19 protein-coding genes are annotated in these 17,874 nt (G+C 66.3%); 7 read left to right on the top strand and 12 right to left on the bottom strand.

What is annotated here, in order from left to right; genetic code table 11:
• The first annotated feature begins 76 nt into the window (after nt 1–76).
• On the top strand, nt 77–694 hold the full coding sequence (gene trhA, locus CL52_RS02250) for a PAQR family membrane homeostasis protein TrhA (protein WP_043218191.1): 618 nt from the start codon (nt 77–79) through the stop codon (nt 692–694).
• On the opposite strand, the gene CL52_RS02245 is transcribed toward trhA, so the two are convergent.
• From CL52_RS02245 to gap, 5 genes are all read right to left on the bottom strand, one after another.
• Complete coding sequence (locus tag CL52_RS02245) at nt 682–1,476, bottom strand: IclR family transcriptional regulator (protein ID WP_043218190.1); 795 nt, start codon at nt 1,474–1,476, stop codon at nt 682–684. The two genes, trhA and CL52_RS02245, sit on opposite strands and share 13 nt — an antisense overlap.
• 91 nt (nt 1,477–1,567) lie before the next feature.
• Nucleotides 1,568–3,070: a CoA-acylating methylmalonate-semialdehyde dehydrogenase gene (locus CL52_RS02240; protein WP_043218187.1), complete on the bottom strand. Its 1,503-nt coding sequence runs from the start codon at nt 3,068–3,070 to the stop codon at nt 1,568–1,570.
• A 4-nt stretch (nt 3,071–3,074) separates the two neighbouring features.
• The gene (locus CL52_RS02235) at nt 3,075–4,241 is read right to left on the bottom strand and encodes an iron-containing alcohol dehydrogenase (protein ID WP_043218184.1); all 1,167 of its coding nucleotides are present in this window, start codon (nt 4,239–4,241) and stop codon (nt 3,075–3,077) included.
• A gap of 153 nt (nt 4,242–4,394) precedes the next feature.
• Nucleotides 4,395–4,961: a cyclodeaminase/cyclohydrolase family protein gene (locus CL52_RS02230; RefSeq protein ID WP_043218181.1), complete on the bottom strand. Its 567-nt coding sequence runs from the start codon at nt 4,959–4,961 to the stop codon at nt 4,395–4,397.
• On the bottom strand, nt 4,958–5,971 hold the full coding sequence (gene gap, locus CL52_RS02225; RefSeq protein WP_043218179.1) for a type I glyceraldehyde-3-phosphate dehydrogenase: 1,014 nt from the start codon (nt 5,969–5,971) through the stop codon (nt 4,958–4,960). The genes CL52_RS02230 and gap overlap by 4 nt, the downstream gene beginning before the upstream one ends.
• Nucleotides 5,972–6,152: 181 nt before the next feature.
• Between gap and CL52_RS02220 the strand changes: the two genes are divergently transcribed.
• Together CL52_RS02220 and CL52_RS02215 are read left to right on the top strand one after the other, a co-directional pair.
• Nucleotides 6,153–6,746 (top strand): 3-keto-disaccharide hydrolase, encoded by a 594-nt coding sequence (locus CL52_RS02220; protein WP_235366393.1) that lies wholly within the window; start codon nt 6,153–6,155, stop codon nt 6,744–6,746.
• Nucleotides 6,747–6,934: 188 nt separating this feature from the next.
• Nucleotides 6,935–7,507, top strand: a complete 573-nt coding sequence (locus tag CL52_RS02215; RefSeq protein WP_043218177.1) for a xanthine phosphoribosyltransferase — start codon at nt 6,935–6,937, stop codon at nt 7,505–7,507.
• Nucleotides 7,508–7,510: 3 nt separating this feature from the next.
• On the opposite strand, the gene CL52_RS02210 is transcribed toward CL52_RS02215, so the two are convergent.
• From CL52_RS02210 to dadA, 5 genes are all read right to left on the bottom strand, one after another.
• Complete coding sequence (locus CL52_RS02210; protein ID WP_043218173.1) at nt 7,511–8,029, bottom strand: cupin domain-containing protein; 519 nt, start codon at nt 8,027–8,029, stop codon at nt 7,511–7,513.
• A gap of 147 nt (nt 8,030–8,176) precedes the next feature.
• Nucleotides 8,177–8,602, bottom strand: a complete 426-nt coding sequence (locus CL52_RS02205; RefSeq protein WP_043218171.1) for a c-type cytochrome — start codon at nt 8,600–8,602, stop codon at nt 8,177–8,179.
• A gap of 143 nt (nt 8,603–8,745) precedes the next feature.
• Complete coding sequence (locus tag CL52_RS02200) at nt 8,746–9,294, bottom strand: cupin domain-containing protein (protein WP_043218169.1); 549 nt, start codon at nt 9,292–9,294, stop codon at nt 8,746–8,748.
• A 116-nt stretch (nt 9,295–9,410) separates the two neighbouring features.
• Nucleotides 9,411–9,785, bottom strand: a complete 375-nt coding sequence (locus tag CL52_RS02195) for a RidA family protein (RefSeq protein ID WP_043218168.1) — start codon at nt 9,783–9,785, stop codon at nt 9,411–9,413.
• Nucleotides 9,760–11,058: a D-amino acid dehydrogenase gene (gene dadA, locus CL52_RS02190; protein ID WP_043218167.1), complete on the bottom strand. Its 1,299-nt coding sequence runs from the start codon at nt 11,056–11,058 to the stop codon at nt 9,760–9,762. Before dadA ends, CL52_RS02195 begins: the two co-directional genes overlap by 26 nt.
• A gap of 151 nt (nt 11,059–11,209) precedes the next feature.
• On the opposite strand from dadA, the gene CL52_RS02185 reads away from it, so the two are divergent.
• From CL52_RS02185 to CL52_RS02170, 4 genes are all read left to right on the top strand, one after another.
• Nucleotides 11,210–11,698, top strand: a complete 489-nt coding sequence (locus CL52_RS02185) for an Lrp/AsnC ligand binding domain-containing protein (RefSeq protein ID WP_043218166.1) — start codon at nt 11,210–11,212, stop codon at nt 11,696–11,698.
• Between the two features lie 99 nt (nt 11,699–11,797).
• Nucleotides 11,798–13,120 carry an NAD(P)/FAD-dependent oxidoreductase gene (locus CL52_RS02180; protein ID WP_043218165.1) on the top strand — a complete coding sequence of 441 codons (1,323 nt, stop codon included), beginning with the start codon at nt 11,798–11,800 and terminating at the stop codon, nt 13,118–13,120.
• Nucleotides 13,121–13,176: 56 nt separating this feature from the next.
• Nucleotides 13,177–14,724, top strand: a complete 1,548-nt coding sequence (locus tag CL52_RS02175; RefSeq protein WP_043218163.1) for a phospholipase D family protein — start codon at nt 13,177–13,179, stop codon at nt 14,722–14,724.
• Between the two features lie 127 nt (nt 14,725–14,851).
• The gene (locus CL52_RS02170) at nt 14,852–15,595 is read left to right on the top strand and encodes a hypothetical protein (RefSeq protein ID WP_043218161.1); all 744 of its coding nucleotides are present in this window, start codon (nt 14,852–14,854) and stop codon (nt 15,593–15,595) included.
• 12 nt (nt 15,596–15,607) lie between these two features.
• Here CL52_RS02170 and CL52_RS02165 read toward each other — a convergent pair whose 3' ends face one another.
• Together CL52_RS02165 and CL52_RS02160 are read right to left on the bottom strand one after the other, a co-directional pair.
• Nucleotides 15,608–16,132: an Mpo1 family 2-hydroxy fatty acid dioxygenase gene (locus CL52_RS02165; RefSeq protein ID WP_043218160.1), complete on the bottom strand. Its 525-nt coding sequence runs from the start codon at nt 16,130–16,132 to the stop codon at nt 15,608–15,610.
• A 103-nt stretch (nt 16,133–16,235) separates the two neighbouring features.
• Nucleotides 16,236–17,801: a methyl-accepting chemotaxis protein gene (locus tag CL52_RS02160; RefSeq protein WP_043218158.1), complete on the bottom strand. Its 1,566-nt coding sequence runs from the start codon at nt 17,799–17,801 to the stop codon at nt 16,236–16,238.
• Nucleotides 17,802–17,874 lie beyond the last annotated feature (73 nt).

Raw genomic sequence — 17,874 nt, 5'->3', positions numbered from 1 at the left:
CTTTTTCTCGCGGTCGATTTGAATCCTGTAACCCGGCCGCGGCATGCTGGTGGCGTCGCGGTTACGGGAGGTCGGGATGTATCACGGCGAACGCTTCAATGCCTGGACGCACCTGGTCGGTGCTGCCCTGGCCAGCGTCGGGGCGATCTGGCTGCTGGTGCTTGCCGCGCTCGACGGCTCGCCGGCAAAGATCGTCAGCGTGGCGATCTACGGTCTGAGCCTGATCCTGCTCTACAGCATCTCGACGCTCTACCACAGCCTGCGCGGGCGGGCGAAGGTGGTCATGCGCAAGCTCGATCACCTGTCGATCTATCTCTTGATCGCCGGCAGCTACACGCCGTTCTGTCTGGTCACCCTCGCTGGCGCCTGGGGCTGGACGCTGTTCGGCATCGTCTGGGGCCTCGCCGTGATCGGCATGCTGCAGGAGATCAAGCCGCGCTCCGAAGCACGGGTGCTGTCACTGGTGATCTACGCGGTGATGGGCTGGGTCGTGCTGGTGGCGGTCAAGCCGCTGTTCGCCGCCCTGGGCGGCGCCGGTTTCAGCTGGTTGCTGGCCGGCGGCATCTGCTACACGGTGGGCATCGTCTTTTTCGTTTTCGACGACCGCTTCCGGCACTGGCACGGCATCTGGCACATCTTCGTGATGGTCGGCAGCCTGCTGCACTTCATCGCCATTCTGTTTTACGTGCTCTGATCGGCCTCCAGCGCCGCCGCGCTGCCCAGCACCGCTTCCAGTTCGCGTGCAGCGGCACGCATCCGTGGCACGAATGCCAGCAGCTGCGCCATCGAACAGCGGATCACCGGCGCGTGGCTGAACAGGCAGGCCAGCAGCTCGCCGTCGGATGCACGTACCGGCACCGCACAGGCGACCATGCCGTCGATGAACTCCTCGCAGTCAGTGCCCAGCTGTTCTTCGCGCACCCGCGCCAGGTCATCGCGCAGCGCGCTGAGGTCGGTGAGGGTGTTGCGCGCCATCCGCTGCAGCGGCAGGCGTGGCAGCACCCGTTCCAGTTGCTCCGGCGGCAGCGAGGCCAGATAGAGCTTGCCGCTGGCGGTGCACCAGAGCGGCGTGTGGCTGCCGATCGGCAGGTTGATCTGCAGCGGCCAGTTGGTCTGCACCCGATCGAAATAGAGCATCTCCAGCCCGTCCGGGATCGCCAGCCCGCATGTCTCGCCGATGGCTTCGGAGAGCTGGCGCAGGATTGCCTGGCGCAGCGCCTTGTGCCGGCTGCTGCGCAGGGTGTTCAACGCCGCGACATGCAGGCGCTCGCCCGGCAGCAGCCCGCCACGCAGACCGAACTGCAGGAAGCCTTCCTTTTCCAGCGTCTGCACCAGGCGGTGCGCGCTGGCCTTGGGGATGTCCAGGCGCTCGGCCAGCGCGGTCGGGCTGAGCGGCTCCTTCGCCGCCGCCACCGCTTCGATGATTTCCAGCACGCGGGTGATGGAAGAGCCTTTCTCGCGGGGAGTGCTGCGCATCGTCTGCCTTGTCGTTCGATGAAGATGGACGCCCCACAGGGCGCCCGGGAGTGTAGCGACCGGCACCGCCAGTGCAACGGTACCGCGCGGGTCACTTCATGGTCGGCATGGCGAACTCGGCGCCGGCGCGGATGCCGGTGGGCCAGCGGCGGGTCACGGTCTTCATCCGGGTGAAGAAACGCACCCCATCCGGGCCGTGCATGTTCAGCGGGCCGAACACCGAGCGCTTCCAGCCGCCGAAGCAGTGGAAGGCCATCGGCACCGGAATCGGCACGTTGACGCCAACCATGCCGACCTTGACGTTCTCCTCGAACTGCCGCGCGGTATCGCCATCACGGGTGAAGATCGAAGTGCCGTTGCCGAACTCATGGTCGTTGATCAGTTGCAGCGCCTCGTCGAACGACGCAACCCGCACCACGGCCAGCACCGGGCCGAAGATTTCCTCGCGGTAGATGCGCATGTCTGGCGTGACCCGGTCAAACAGCGTCGGGCCGACATAGAAGCCGTTCTCGTGGCCCTCGACCTTGATGCCGCGGCCGTCGCAGACCAGCGTTGCACCTTCCTCCACGCCCAGATCGATGTAGCCGCTGACCTTCTGCTGGTGCTCGCGGGTCACCAGCGGCCCCATGTGCGGCTCGGGCTCGACGCCCAGGCCCGGGCCGGTGCGCATCTGGCTGATTTCGCCTTTGAGCATCTCGACCAGCTTGTCAGCCACCTCGTCGCCGACGCACACCGCGACGGAAATCGCCATGCAGCGCTCGCCGGCCGAGCCGTAGGCTGCGCCCATCAGCGAGCTGACCACCTGCTGCGGATCGGCGTCGGGCATCACCACCATATGGTTCTTCGCTCCGCCCAGGGCCTGGCAGCGCTTGCCGTGGGCCGAGGCGGTGGCATAGATGTATTCGGCGATCGGTGTCGAGCCGACGAAGCTGACCGATTGCACCCGCTCATCGGTGAGCAGCACGTCAACCGCTTCCTTGTCGCCGTTGACGATGCTCAACACACCGGCCGGCAGCCCCGCCTCGGCCAGCAGTTCGCCGATCAGCATCGTCGCGCTGGGGTCCTTTTCCGAGGGCTTCAAGACGAAGGTGTTACCGCAGGCGATGGCCACCGGCAGCATCCACAGCGGCACCATGGCCGGGAAGTTGAACGGGGTGATCCCGGCGCAGACACCCAGCGGCTGCATCAGCGAGTTCGAATCGATGTCGCGGCCGACGTTGGAAGAAAACTCGCCCTTGAGCAGATGCGGGATGCCGCAGGCGAACTCCACCACTTCCAGCCCGCGGGTCACTTCGCCCTGGGCGTCGGAAAACACCTTGCCGTGCTCGCTGGTGATCAAGCGGGCGACGTCGTCGCGGCGGCGCTCGAGCAGTTCCTTGAAGCGGAACATGACCCGCGCGCGCACCAGCGGCGGCGTCTTCGACCAGCCATCGAAGGCGGCCTGGGCAGCGGCAATGGCCTCACGGGTCTCGTCCGCCGAGGACAGCGAGACATACAGGCGCGGCTCGCCGGTGGCCGGGTTGTAGACGGTGGCGTGGCGCTCGGAGCGGCCGGCGACGGCCTCGTTGTTGATCAGGTTGCCGAGGGTCTGCATGGCTTCACTCCTGGTTCCAGACGGTTTCGTAGAGGTCGATGATTTCCGCTTCCGTGGGCACGCGTGGGTTGTTGCCCGGCGAGCCGGAGGCCAGCGCCTGCTTGGCCATGGTCGCGCGCAGCTCGAAGAAGCGTTCGCGGGCGATGCCGAACTGCTCGGGGCTGGGGACCTGCAATTCCTGGTTGATCGCGCGCAGCTCGGTCAGCAGTTTTTCATTGGCCGCTTCGACGCTGTCGGTCTGTGCGGCGACGCCCATGGCCCGCGCGCAGTCGGCGTAGCGCTCCGGCGCCGCGGGAATCGAGAAGGCTGTGATCGCCGGCAGCAGCATGGCGTTGGACAACCCATGCGGCACATGGAAGAAGGCGCCGATCGGCCGGCTCATGCCATGCACCAGCGCCACCGAGGCGTTGGAGAAGGCGATTCCGGCCAGGGTCGCGCCGAGCATCATGGCCTCACGCGCGGCGCGGTTGCCCGGCTCGTGGAAGGCCGTGCGCAGGTTCGGCGCCAAGAGGCGCATGGCTTCCAGCGCCTGCGAATCGCTGTAGAGGCTGGCCTTGCGGCTGACATAGGCCTCGATGGCGTGGGTCAGCGCGTCGATGCCGGTGTCGGCGGTGACCCGAGGCGGCAGCGAGAGAGTCAGCTCGTAATCGATCAGCGCAGCGATGGGCATGAAGCCGAGGCCCGCGCAGAGCATTTTCTCGTCGCTGGTCTCGTCGGTGATGATGGTGAAACGCGTCGCCTCCGAGCCGGTGCCGGCGGTGGTGGGGATCGCGATCAGCGGCAGGCCGGCCTCGCTGACATCGCGCGGGAAGCGGTAGTCGCGCATCTCGCCGCCGAACTTGCCGAGGATGCCGATGGCCTTGGCCGAATCGATCGGGCTGCCGCCGCCGAGGGCGACGATGGAATCGAAGTCCCCCTGGCGGACCATTTCGACGCCGGCGCGAATGGAGGCAGCGGTCGGTTCGGGCAGGGTATCGGCGAAGCACTGGCTGGCGATGCCGGCCTCTTCCAGCTGACCGGCGATGCGCGCGACATAGCCGAGCTCGACCATCATGCGGTCGGTGACGATCAGCGGGCGACTGCAGCCCAGCTCCTGCAACACGCGGGCGAGTTGCCCGCTGGCGCCAGCGCCGACTTCCATCAGGCGCGGCAGAACGATGCGATGACTCATAGGGCCCTCCACGGTCGCGAGGGCGAACCCTCCGCACTTATTCTGAGACTCAAAGTATCGATATGACGGGCAGAGCCTAGAAAGCAGCCGGGAGGGCGTCAAGTGCAAACTGAGACAATTCGTCTCGTTTTAGTCAGCGACGAGGTTAGACTGCTACCGAAGAGCGGCGAGACAGCGATCGGCGTCCTGCTGCAGACGCGTTCGCGCCGCGCGCAGCCGGTGCGCTTGTGCGGCGGACAGTTGCGCGAGATCGGCATCCACATTGAGCAAGGCCGCCGACAGCGCGGCGTGCAGCAGCAGCCCCCCGGCGTGCACATCGCTGGACAGCGCGCCACGCACGAGCGGCCGGGCGACGACAGCGATCTCCAGCCCCTGCAGGCAACCGTGCGCACTGGCCAGGGGTACGGCGCAGGCCTGGCGGGCCGCCAGGTCGCGCGCCTCATCGCCTCGCTGCGCGGCCTGCAGGTAGTCGCTGAAGGCCTGCATGTCTTCGTCGGCGAAACGGCCGAGGCGGCCCAGCAACGACTCGGCCTGCGCGAGCTGCTCGGCCAGCGCGATGCTGTCGGCGTGCCGACGGCTGATACGCAGCGCCTTGACCACCAGTGCCAGCCCCAGGTCGGCGGTCACCGCGGCGGCCGCGCCGCAGCCAGGCGTTGGCGCGTCGGCGGCCAGCGCGGCGCGGAAGGCCGCCAGGGACTCGCGCCAGAGCTCATCGCTCACGGCTGGTCGAGCACCTTTGGCCAGGCCAGCAGCACATCCAGCATGCGATTGGAGAAGCCCCATTCGTTGTCGTACCAGGCCAGCACCTTGACCAGGTCGCCCTGCACCCGCGTGTGGCTGAGGTCGGCGACGCACGACAGCGGATAACCATTGAAGTCGCTCGACACCAGCGGCAGGTCATTGCATTCCATCACCCCTTGCGGCATCTGCCGTGCGCCTTCGACTAGCGCCCGGTTGATCGCCTCGACACCGCCCGGCGACCGCTCGGCGACAAAGGTGAGGTCGACCAGCGAGACATTCGGCGTCGGCACCCGTACCGCCAGGCCGTCGAGGCGGCCGGCCAGCTCCGGCAGCACCAGGCCGATGGCCTTGGCTGCGCCGGTGGTCGAGGGAATCATCGACAGCGCCGCAGCACGGGCGCGGTAGAGATCACGGTGCGGTTTGTCGAGCAGGTTCTGGTCGTTGGTGTAGGAGTGCACGGTATTGAGCAGCCCTTGGCGGATGCCCACCGCTTCGTGCAGCACCTTGGCCAGCGGCGCCAGGCAGTTGGTGGTGCAGGAGGCGTTGGAAACCACCCGTTGGCTGCCGAGCAACTGATGGTTGACGCCGTAGACCACCGTCAGGTCCGCGTTGTCGAGCGGGTGCGACACCAGCACACGCCGCGCACCGGCCTGCAGGTGCTGGTCGACCTGCTCGCGCTTCTTGAATACCCCCGAGCATTCCAGCACCACATCGACATCGAGTTCCTTCCAGGGCAGTTGCGCCGGATCGCGCTCGCGCAGCAGCCGGATCGACTGGCCGCGGATCTGCATCACGTCGTCGCGCACATCGACCTGGCCGTGAAAGCGGCCGAAGGTCGAATCGAAACGGGTCAGATGCGCCAGGGTGGCGATGTCGCTGAGATCATTGATGACCTCGACGTGGATGCGGTTTTCCAGTCCGCGCTCGAACAGCGCACGCAGGACGCAGCGACCGATACGACCGTAACCGTTGATGGCAATACGCAGCATGACAGTCTCCAGTGAGAGGGGCTGACACAAGCTTAGGCGCCCGTGCCAGAGCTGCGTTCCCATTGCCGAACCCATCGTCGGTAGACGGGTCGGATCGCTCAGATGGCGGCTGATGTCAGCCCTTGAGTCCTCGTCCCGCAAGCCGCCCGCGCCGACCATCCGCACCGGAGGAGCCCTGACCGTGAAGCCCTACCCACTGAACGCCGATCAATGGCGCGGCTGGCATTGCGACGCCTTCCCGCAGGGCAGCTGGCAGGTGGCCGGCGACGAGCTGCAGGCGATTGCCGGCGCGCCGCGCATCGACCTGATCTCGCGTCAGCGCTACCGTGATTTCGTCTTCCGCTTCGAGTTCAGCCTGCCGCAGCGCGGCAACTCCGGCGTGTTCTACCGCGTCGACGAGGCCGCCGAGCTGGCCTGGCACAGCGGCCCGGAGATGCAGCTGCTCGACGACGCCCACCACCCCGACGGCCGCCAGCCGACCACCCGCAACGGTGCGCTCTATGCGTTGCGCGCCGCCGAGCCGGCTACGCAGATCGAATACGGTAGATTCATCAGCGGCGCGGTCAGCCTGCGAGGCCAGCACGTCGAGCATTGGCTGGCCGGGCGCCGAGTATTGGCCTGCGCACTGGACGACCCCGGGCTGCGCGAAGCGATGCGCGGCGGCAAGTTCGCCGGCTTTGCCGGCTTCGCCCAGGCCAGCGAGGGCCATCTGGTGCTGCAGCACCATGGCGAGGCCGTTCGCTTTCGCCGCTTGTCGATCGAACCGGTGGATTGAAATACCCGCTTTGAACTGGCGGGTCGATTTAGGCGAGAATGCGCGGCTTTCCAGGCTGCGGAAAGTCGCAGTGTTGGCGCCATTCGACGAGGCGACGCGAAAAACGCGTCGCCTCGTGCCGTTTCATGGCGCTGCACCGAGGTCTTGTCCGGCCTGTTTCCAAGGGGTTCGCTTGAGGTTGCGCGTTCGTGGAACAGCTGAAACAGAAAATCCGCAGTGAAGGCATCGTACTGTCCGACCGAGTCCTGAAGGTCGACGCTTTCCTCAATCATCAGATCGATCCGAAGCTCATGCAGGCGATCGGCCAGGAATTCGCCCGGCGCTTTCGCGATGCCGGCGTGACCAAGATCGTCACCATCGAGGCCTCGGGCATTGCCCCGGCGGTAATGACGGGGCTGGAGCTTGGCGTCCCGGTGATCTTCGCCCGCAAGCACCAGTCGTTGACGCTCACCGACAACCTGCTGACCGCTTCGGTGTATTCGTTCACCAAGCAGCTGGAAACCACCATCGCCATCGCCTCGAATCACCTGTCGCCCAGCGACCGGATCCTGATCATCGATGACTTCCTGGCCAACGGCAAAGCGGCCAAGGGGCTGATTTCGATCATCGAGCAGGCTGGCGCGAGCATCGCCGGGCTCGGCATTGTCATCGAGAAGTCTTTCCAGGCCGGGCGCAAGGAGCTGGAAGAAGCCGGGCTGCGCGTCGAGTCGCTGGCCCGTGTGAAGTCACTCGAGAACGGCCAGGTCCAGTTCGTCGAATAAGCTTCAGCCACGCCGCCAGAGCGCGACCAGAGCACCCTGCGTACCACCGACCGGATCGCTTACCGGCACGGGAACCTGTGCTGCCCTCGCGGCGGCCAGGTCGTGGCTGTCAGCGTCCGGCCGCAAGGCATCGTAGCGCTGCTCGAGCGGATAGCCGCCGACCACCTCGAAATCGTCACTCGCCTCGAGCTGGCAATGCCCGGTGCCGGCCGGTAGCACCAGCGCATCGCCGGCCTGCACCTCCACCTCCTGACCGGATTCGCCGCCGAGCTTCAGCCGAGCACGGCCGCGCGCGACGCCCAGCACTTCGTGCGCCGTCGAATGGAAGTGCTGATAGTCATACACGCCGGCGCGCCACTGCGCGGGCCAGAGATGACTGGCGAACAGCCGCTCGAAGGCGCTGGCGTAATCGCCGCCGGCCAGGGGCAAACCGCGGTAGAGCAATACGGGGTGCGGGCTGTTCGGCGTTCGGCCGTCGCTGGCAAAGAAGAGCTGTTCCGGCTGCGGAGCGGTGCTGGGCATATCGACCTCTGGAAGCTGGCGGCGCCACGCGGGATGCGCAGCCCGTACATGTCCAATGGACCGACGCCAGCCCGGCTTTTCTCCGCCAGAAACGACGAAGCCGCCCAATCGGGCGGCTTCGTTGCGGGTGCGATCAGCGCGTGGCGATCACAGGCCGGACATGTGCTCGATGGCGGCCTTCAGTTCGTCATCCGAGCAATCGGCGCAGGTGCCTTTCGGCGGCATGGCGCGGATACCATTGATGGCGTGCTGGAGCAGCGTGTCCAGACCGCCAGCCGCATCGGCGCGGGCCTTCCAGGCGGCGGTGTCGCCAACCTTCGGCGAGTTGAGCAGGCCGGAGCCATGGCAGGCGTTACAGAACTTGCCGACCACATCGGCACCGCTGCGCGCTGCACCACCCGCTGCAGCAGCCGCACCGGCGCCAGCAGCTGCACACTCTTCGCCCTGCACGCAGACTTCGCCAACCGGCTTCAGACGTGCCGCGATATCATCATTGGTCGCAGCCTGAGCGCTCACTGCCCACAGGGCCACTACGGCAGCCTGCGCTACCAGGATCTTCTTAATCAGGTTCACCTTATACCCTCATGTGGCTGGTTACGCTCGCGGCCACGGTATCGCGAGCGGCCGGTAGTATACCGACAAGCCTGCCCGCCTGAAACAATCCGCCGCCATAGCGACCCTGTGTCGCATTGCACCGCCAGCGGTCGCCGCTTTTTTCAGAAGTTGGCCGGGGTGGTCGCACTGATCAACCGCGCCGGCTGGTCGAAGGGATTGCGAAAGCGATGCGGCTTGCTGCTCTCGAAGTAGTAACTGTCGCCGCGTTCGAGGATGTAGGTCTGACCGTTGACGGTAAGTTCGAGCCGCCCCTCGATCAGCATGCCGGCCTCCTCGCCCTGGTGGTTGAGCATTTCCTCGCCGGTATCCGTACCCGGCGGATAGGTCTCGTCGAGGAAAGCGATGGCGCGCCCCGGATGGGCCTTGCCAACGAGTTTCATGCTCACCGCGCCGTCCGAGATATCGATCAGCTCGCCGGCCTTGTAGACCACCTGGGTATCGCCGTCCTGATCGAAATCGGGCGAGAAGAACTCCACCAGCGACATGGGGATCCCGCCCAGCACCTTTTTCAGCGAGCTGATCGACGGGCTGACGCTGTTTTTCTCGATCATCGAGATGGTGCTGTTGGTCACCCCGGCGCGCTTGGCCAGTTCGCGCTGTGAGAGCCCCTTGAGCTTGCGGATGGTCTGCAAACGAACGCCAACGTCCAATACGGGAGCCCCCTTTAAGAGCGATGCGGATTGGCGCCAATGATGGCAATCGCGTTCAGTATTTACAACACGACGAAGCGACCAGGCGCTCTTGCGCACTGGCCGCCTGGGCGGTGTTAGAGATCGGGCCCGGAGAGGTCCGGCAGCGCGGCGACGACCGTGATCTCGACGCGCACCTGCGGCGCGTACATCTCGGCCCTGACGGTGGTTCTCGCTGGCGCGGAACCCGCCGGGACCCAGGCGTCCCACACCTCGTTCATGCCGGCGTAGTCACCGTCGATGTCACGCAGGTGTATCAGCGCCGACAACAGGCGTGTCTTGTCGGTGCCCACCTCGGCCAGCAGGCGATCGATGCTGGCGAGCGTTTCGCGGGTCTGCTGGCGGATGTCCCCGGACAGATCGTCAGCCAGCTGTCCCGAGAGATAGACCGTGCCGCTATGGATGACCGCCTCGCTGTAGCGGGTTTCAGTGTGCAGACGCCGGATGGGCATGCTTGCGTTGCTCCTTGCGGTAGCCGTATCGAGAAATGTCCAGCCCATCGGTGCTGATCTGCGGCCGCTTCGAGGCCAGCAGATCGGCCAGCACCCGACCGGAGCCACAGGCCATGGTCCAGCCGAGCGTGCCATGCCCGGTGTTGAGGAACAGGTTGCGATAGGGCGTCGCGCCAATGATCGGGGTACCGTCCGGCGTGGCCGGGCGAAGTCCGGTCCAGAATACCGCTTCGTGCGTGTCGCCGCCCAGCGGATAGAGGTCGTTGACGACCATCTCCAGCGTCTCGCGCCGGCGCGGGTTGAGCGACAGGTCGTAGCCGGCGATCTCGGCCATGCCGCCGACGCGGATGCGCTGATCGAAACGGGTGATCGCCACCTTGTAGGTCTCGTCGAGCACGGTGGACATCGGGGCCATGCCCGGATCGGTGATCGGCACGGTCAGCGAATAGCCCTTGAGCGGGTAGACCGGCGCGCGAATGCCCAGCGGCTTGAGCATCTGCGGGCTGTAGCTGCCCAATGCGAGGACGTAGCGATCGGCGGTCTCCAGCTGGCCATCGATCCAGACGCCGGCGAGGCGGTCGCCCTGGTGTTCGAGGCGCTGGATATCCCGCCCGAAGCGGAACTCGACACCAAGTTCACGGGCCATTTCCGCCAGGCGAGTGGTGAACATCTGGCAATCGCCGGTCTGGTCATTGGGCAGGCGCAGCGCGCCGGCCAGTTTGTGAGCCACCTTCGCCAACGCCGGCTCGGCGCGCGCGATGCCGTTGCGGTCGAGCAATTCGTAAGGCACGCCGGAGCGCTCGAGCACCGCGATGTCCTTCGCTGCGGCGTCAAGTTGCGCCTGGGTGCGGAACAACTGGGTGGTGCCCAACTGGCGCCCTTCGTAGCCAATGCCGGTTTCAGCACGCAGCTCGTCAAGGCAGTCGCGACTGTATTCGGACAGACGCACCATGCGCTCCTTGTTCACCGCATAGCGCGCCGCCGTGCAGTTGCGCAGCATCTGCGCCATCCACAGGTATTGAGCGACGTCACCGGTGAGCTTGATCGCCAACGGCGCGTGGCGCTGCAACAGCCACTTGATCGCCTTGAGCGGTACGCCCGGCGCGGCCCAGGGTGAGGCATAGCCCGGCGATACCTGTCCGGCATTGGCGAAGCTGGTTTCCATGGCCACCGCCGGCTGGCGATCGACCACCACCACCTCGAAGCCGGCCCTGGCCAGATAGTAAGCGCTGGCCGTGCCAACCACGCCACCGCCCAATACCAGAACACGCATTGCAAGCCTCCTCGCCCGTTCGCCGCGGACTTATCCGAGAGTCGTTCTTGAGGCGAGTATAGAAAGGCCTATCTAGTGTTATTCCCTATATAAACGGCTAAATTCGGCGTTTATTAACGGCACCAAGCCTTTCTGTGGAGGTTATTTACCCATGCGAACCCGCCATCAGGCTCGCCGCGAACTGGACAAGATCGACCGCCATATCCTGCGCATCCTCCAGGCCGAAGGTCGCCTCCCCTTCACCGAGCTGGGTGAGCGGGTCGGGCTGTCGACCACCCCCTGCACGGAGCGCGTCCGCCGCCTGGAGCGCGAAGGCATCATCCTCGGCTATTCGGCGCGCCTGAACCCGCAGCACCTCAAGGCCGGCCTGCTGGTGTTCGTCGAGATCAGCCTGGCCTACAAGTCCGGCGACATCTTCGAGGAGTTTCGTCGTGCCGTGCTGAAGCTGCCGCATGTGCTCGAATGCCATCTGGTGTCCGGCGACTTCGACTACCTGATCAAGGCGCGCATCTCGGAGATGGCGTCGTACCGCAAGCTGCTCGGCGACATCCTCCTCAAGCTGCCGCATGTCCGCGAATCGAAGAGCTACATCGTCATGGAAGAGGTCAAGGAATCGCTGGAGCTGCCGGTACCTGACTGAGCGACCGGCCGCCTGCGGCGCCATGCGCCAGCCGTTTCGGCCGATCTGCCCTGTCCGAGGTTTTGCCCTGCGCGCCGCTGCCGGTCTACCCTAGGGCGCATGCGAACCGAACAGAACTCCTGCGCCACGCCGACGGCCGAGGCCGACCACGCCCCTTCCTACTATGCTGCGAGCCGCAACCGCGAACTCGACCTGCCCCGCCTGGAAGGCGAGCAGCGCGCCGACGTCTGCGTGATCGGCGGCGGCTTCAGCGGGCTGAATACCGCCATCGAACTGGCCGAGCGCGGACTCTCGGTCATCCTTCTCGAAGCACGTCAAATCGGCTGGGGCGCCAGCGGCCGCAACGGCGGCCAGTTGATCCGCGGAGTTGGCCACGACGTCGAGCAGTTCAGCTCCGTGCTCGGCGAGGAAGGCGTCACCGAGCTCAAGCGCATGGGCATCGAGGCCGTGCAGATCGTGCGCGAGCGCATCGAGCGATACGGCATCGACTGCGATCTGACCTGGGGCTACTGCGACCTGGCGACCAAGCCCAGGCATCTGCAGAACTTCGACGAGGAATACGCCGATCTGCAGCGCCTGGGCTATCCGCATGCGCTGCAGCGCGTTTCACGGGTCAACATGCCGACTGTCATCGGCTCGCAGCGCTACCTCGGCGGACTGGTCGACATGGGCTCGGGTCATCTGCACCCGCTGAACCTCGCCCTGGGCGAGGCGCACGCCGCCCGCTCTTTGGGCGTGCAGCTATACGAACACTCACCGGTCACGCGCATTCACCCCGGTACGCCTCTGCGCATCGAAACCGCCAGCGGTAGCGTGCAAGCCGATTCGCTGGTGCTGGCCTGCAATGCCTACCTCAACGGCCTCGAGCCCAGGCTCGCCGCCAGGGTGCTGCCAGCCGGCAGCTACATCATCGCCACCGAGCGTTTGCCCGAACCCCTGGCGCGCGAACTGTTGCCGCAGAACATGGCGGTGTGCGACCAGCGCGTGGCACTCGACTATTTTCGCCTCTCGGCCGACCACCGCCTGCTGTTCGGCGGCGCCTGCCACTACTCCGGCAGGGACCCAAAGGACATCCGCGCGTACATGCAGCCGAAGATGCTCGAGGTGTTTCCACAGCTGCGCGGCATCGGCCTCGACTTCGCCTGGGGCGGCATGATCGGCATCGGCGCCAACCGCCTGCCGCAGATCGGCCGACTCGACGATCAGCCCAACATCTATTACGCCCAGGCCTACTCCGGCCATGGACTCAACGCCACCCACCTGGCCGGCCGCCTGCTCGGTCAGGCCATCGCCGAGCGCCAGAGCCGGGGCTTCGACCTGTTCGCCCGCGTGCCGCACCGTGCTTTTCCCGGTGGTCGCGCGCTGCGCTCGCCACTGCTCGCGCTGGGCATGCTCTGGTATCGGTTCAAGGACCGCTTCTGAATTTCGCTCGCGGGCCGGCGTCCAAGCGAAACGAGCCTCCCGGACAGGACACCACCGTGCGCGCGTCCCTGCTGCTACTGATCGTGCTGGCGCTGGTCGGCTGCGCCAGCCATCCTCGCCCCGAGCCGAGCCAGGCGTTGCCCGCCGAGAGTTCGCCGCTGGTACAGCGCATCGAGCAACTGGCTGCCGGGCACGCCGCCGGCCAGTCGGGCTATCGGCTGCTGCCGCAGAGCAACGAAGCCTTCGCGGCGCGCGCCGAGATGATTCGTGCCGCCAGCCGGAGCCTGGACATCCAGTACTACATCCTCCACGACGGCCTGTCGACGCGCGCCCTGGTCGTCGAGTTGCTCGCCGCCGCCGACCGTGGCGTGCGCATCCGCCTGCTGCTCGATGACACCGCCAGTGACGGGGGCGATTACCGCATCGCGACCCTGGCCGCCCATCCGAACATCCAGATCCGCGTGTTCAATCCGCTGCACCTCGGCCGCAGCACCGGTATAACGCGCGCCCTCGGGCGCCTGCTGCATCTGTCGCAGCAACATCGGCGCATGCACAACAAACTGATGCTCGCCGACAGTCACCTGGCCATCGTCGGCGGGCGCAACCTCGGCGACGAATACTACGATGCCGACCAGCGGCTGAACTTCACCGACATCGACCTGCTCGCCGCCGGCCCGGTGGCGCGGCAGTTGGCCGACAGCTTCGATCAGTACTGGAACCACAGCCTGAGCGTGCCGATCGAGCAGTTTCTCTGGCGGCCTCCGCGCCAGGCGAGCCTGGACAAGGCCCGCCGCCAGCTACACCGGTCGCTCGACAAGGCACGCCGCGAGGCCGACGCGCTTTACCACCGGCTGCTGCGCTATCGGCAACAACCGCAGCTGCGGCAATGGCTGGACGAGATGATCTGGGCGCCCGGCCAGGCCATGTGGGACGCTCCGGACAAGGTCACCGCCCCCGGGCTGCCCGGCCCGGAACTGCTTTTGACCACTCAACTCGCACCTGCCCTGGGCTCGGTAAAGCGTGAGCTGACCCTGGTCTCGGCCTATTTCGTGCCGACCGACGAAGGCGTCGACTATCTGGCCGGGCTCGCCGAGGCGGGCGCCACCGTCCGCGTATTGACCAACTCCCTGGAGGCTACCGACGTACCCGCGGTGCACGGCGGCTACGCCCCGTATCGACGGGAGCTGCTCGAACGCGGCGTGCGGCTGTTCGAAATGCGGCGTCAGCCGGATGAAAAAACCTCGTACAACCTGTTCGGCGAGTCCGAGTCGAGCCTGCACAGCAAGGCGGCCGTGTTCGATCGACAACGGGTCTTTATCGGCTCGCTGAATTTCGACCCGCGCTCGGTGCTGTGGAACACCGAGGTGGGGATTCTGGTGGAAAGCCCCGAGTTGGCGGCCGAAGTGCAGCGCCTGACGCTGGAAGGTATGGCTCCGGCGATCAGCTACGAAGTGCGGCTGATCGAGCGTGACGGTGAGCAGGTACTCGCCTGGCTGGCCGAGGACAATGGCCGGCGCCACCTGCTGCTCAAGGAGCCGGGCGGTCTGTGGCGTCGCCTCAATGCCTGGCTGACTGACGTCATCGGCTTCGAACGCATGCTCTAACGGCCACACCCGCGGCGAGAAAATCGTTCTTTGGGGTGATACCACTTCGCCAGTGGTGGTCTAGTCTCTGCGATTGCCAACTGCGCACGCGATACCGCTTCGATAAAAACAAAAAAGGAGCACAACAATGCGCCATCGCATAGGGATATGGCTCTTGGTGCTGTTACTCGGCTGGCTACCCGCCTTGGCCGAGAGCGCCACCGAGCAGGAACTCTCTACCCTGCAGACCCTGCAGATCCACGCCAGTCGCGCCACCAGCAGCCTGCTGCTGTACCGCGGCGAAGGCTTTCAGAAGGCCCACCTGGCCCGCATGGAGCGCGACATCCAGGCGCTGGATACAGCGCTGCAGGCCCTGCCCTCGGTCAGCTCGCCGCTGCGTGAGAGCCACCGAGCGCTCGAAGCCAAGCTACGCGAGGGGGCGGCCTTTGGTTTCAAGGAAGACGACATGCCCTGGGGCTGGCCGCTGGAGCTGAGCAAGGCCTTGCGCGACTTCCTCACCGCCGCGCGCGCCCAGCAGGGGCCGGGCGTACATGCCGAACTGCCGGCCAAGGTCGAATACCTTGCGGTGCAGTATCTGAGCCGCGCCTACATCGGTTCATTCGAGACCGCCCGCGAACAACCCGACACTTATCTCGGCCAGGACGAACGGCAGCTGGTGCCGGCAATCGACGCCGAGTTCGCCACCCTTCAGGGGCAGGAATCGAAACTGGCCTCGCTGAAGACCCGCTGGGATTTTCTCAAGGTCGCTCTCGAGGACATGAACAGCGCCAGCAACAACTTCTCGACGGCTTCGGGCCGGCCGTTTGCTCCGATCACCGTGGATCGGCACACGCGCAGCCTGAGCGACCAGTGGATGGCGCTCGGCCAGTAAAGCCGAACGGCGTCAGGCCTCGGCGCGGCGGTCACGCTGGCGGACCGGCCCGACCCGCGCCTCGATGGCTAGACGCAGCGGCTCACGCAGCCCGCAGAGGAAGCCGAGCTCGGCGGCGACGAACAGTGGCCCGACGATCAGCCCGCTGAGGTCGTCGACGAATGCCGGCTTGCGCCCCTCGAAGTAGTGGCCGACGAACTGGATGATCCAACCGACGACGAACAAGCCGAGGCCGGCGCTCAGCCAGAGCGGGAGCGGCGCTCGGGCCAAGACGGCGCCCAGCCAGACGCAAACGGCGAGAAAGGCCGCCATCAGGATGCCGTAGCGAAGATCCAGACGCAGATAGAAGACCGCTGCGGCCAGCGCGACCGGCAACAGCGGGCTCAGCCAAAGGCCGGCGTATTCGGCTCCGGGGCGCGACAGCAGGATCGCCACCGCCACCACGATCATCGGGATGCCGATGAAGTGCGTGAGCAGGTTGCGCGGGTCGCGGTGATAGGCCGCGTATTGGGCGAGGTGATCGGTCAGGGTCTTCATGGCCAGCGCTCCGGATCGGCTGCGGAGCACCTGGCGGCGCTCCTTGACGAGTCCGTACATCCTAGCCCGGCCGCGACCTTTCGCCGCAGATCAGCCGCTGAAATCACTCTTCCGGGCGATAACCCAGCCGCAACCCACCCCAATGACGCCCCTTGACCATGATCGGCACCGACAGGTCGTGCATCAGCTCGCCGGTGTCGCGGCTGTAAGTCTGCAGCAGCACCGGCCGCTGGTGGCTGCCGCAGCGAGCTCCGGTGCGATCGTTGAACAGGCGCTTGCCACGGCTCCTGGCGCGATCGACATCTGGATCGCCGACCGGCGGGTGGTTGAACGCGCGGTTGTGCGTCGGCACGTAGCCTTCGGGCGTCGTGGCGATGGCGTAGACGACCGCCTCGCTGCCGGCCAGCAGCGGCTCCTGGATCGGCGGCAGTACCTCGTCGGCATAGCGGTCGAACCGGGTGTGGTACTTCTGCGGATCGGTTCCGGCCTGGGCCTGATACTTGCGGTCGAACAGGTCGTCGAGGCGGATGCGCCCGGCGTCGATGTCCGCCTCGAAGCGCGCCGCGATTGCCGTGGCGCCGCGGCGCGCCAGGTCGAACATGTGCTGGTGATAGTCGTCCAGCTGGACCTCGGCCAGCTGCTCGCTCGCGCTCTCGGCCTGACCGACGAGTTTTTCGGCCGCCTGCTCGAGCTGACGGGTCTGCTCGCCGCTGTCCAACGCATCGCTGCGCAGTTGATCGAGCGCGACGAACAGCGCGGTGAGGCGCTCGTGATTGCTCGCGGTGCCTGCGGTGATCTGCGCCACCTGTGCCTCGACACCGCTGGCCAGCTCGGCAATGCCGGTCAGCTGCTCGCCGGCGCCGGCCACTTGCACGGCGGCCTGGTCCAGTTCATGCGCCTGCTGCTGGATGAAGCTCACCACCGCCTCGCTCTGCTGGCGGATGTCGGCGACCATGCGGCCCACTTCCTCGGTCGCGGTGCTGGTGCGCGCCGCCAGGTTGCGCACCTCGTCGGCGACCACCGCGAAGCCGCGCCCGGCCTCGCCGGCACGCGCCGCCTCGATGGCCGCGTTAAGCGCCAGCAGGTTGGTCTGGCTGGCGATCGATTGAATCACGTCGGTAATCTGACGGATGTCATCGGTGCGCGCGGATAGGCCGTCGATCAGTTCGCGGCTGGTGCGCGTCTGATCGCTGAGTTGCTGCATGCGAGTGATCGCCTGGGCCAGGCCGGCCTGGCCCGTGTCGCTGCTCGCTCGCACGCTTTCGGCGGCCTGCAGCGCCTGACGCGCCTGCTCGGCGCTGTGCTGTTCGGTCTGGGTGACCGCTTGCGCTCCGTTAGCGATTTCACTAATGGCCTGCAGCTGTGATTGCAGGCGACTGGCCAGCTGCTCTGCACTGAAGGCCACCTGCGCCGAGGCCAGGGCATTGTGGCAGGTAGTACGCGAAAGGTTTTTGCTCAGCTCGGTGAAGTCCGGCCGAGCCGCTTCCTCTGCTGCCGGCACCTGCGCCGCGCGCCAGGGGCCAAACCAGGGCCACAGCGCGGCAGCGAGAAACAGGGCCAGGCTGAAGGCCAGCGGCGGCTCCTGCCAGGCCTGCAGCAGAGCGACGGCACAGATACCCAGCCCATGAAGCAGGCCGACCAGTGGAAAACGGCGATTAGCGGAACGCATCGGAGGCCTCTTGTTCTCTCGTCGCAAGAACAGTTTTACCTGGACGCACCGGGAGACGACAGTGGCCCTTGGT

The organism is Stutzerimonas balearica DSM 6083, from assembly GCF_000818015.1.
In the GTDB taxonomy this organism is placed as follows: Bacteria; Pseudomonadota; Gammaproteobacteria; order Pseudomonadales; family Pseudomonadaceae; genus Stutzerimonas; species Stutzerimonas balearica.
The sequence above is the reverse complement of the archived record's forward strand: the minus strand, read 5'-3'. Positions and strand labels throughout refer to the sequence as shown.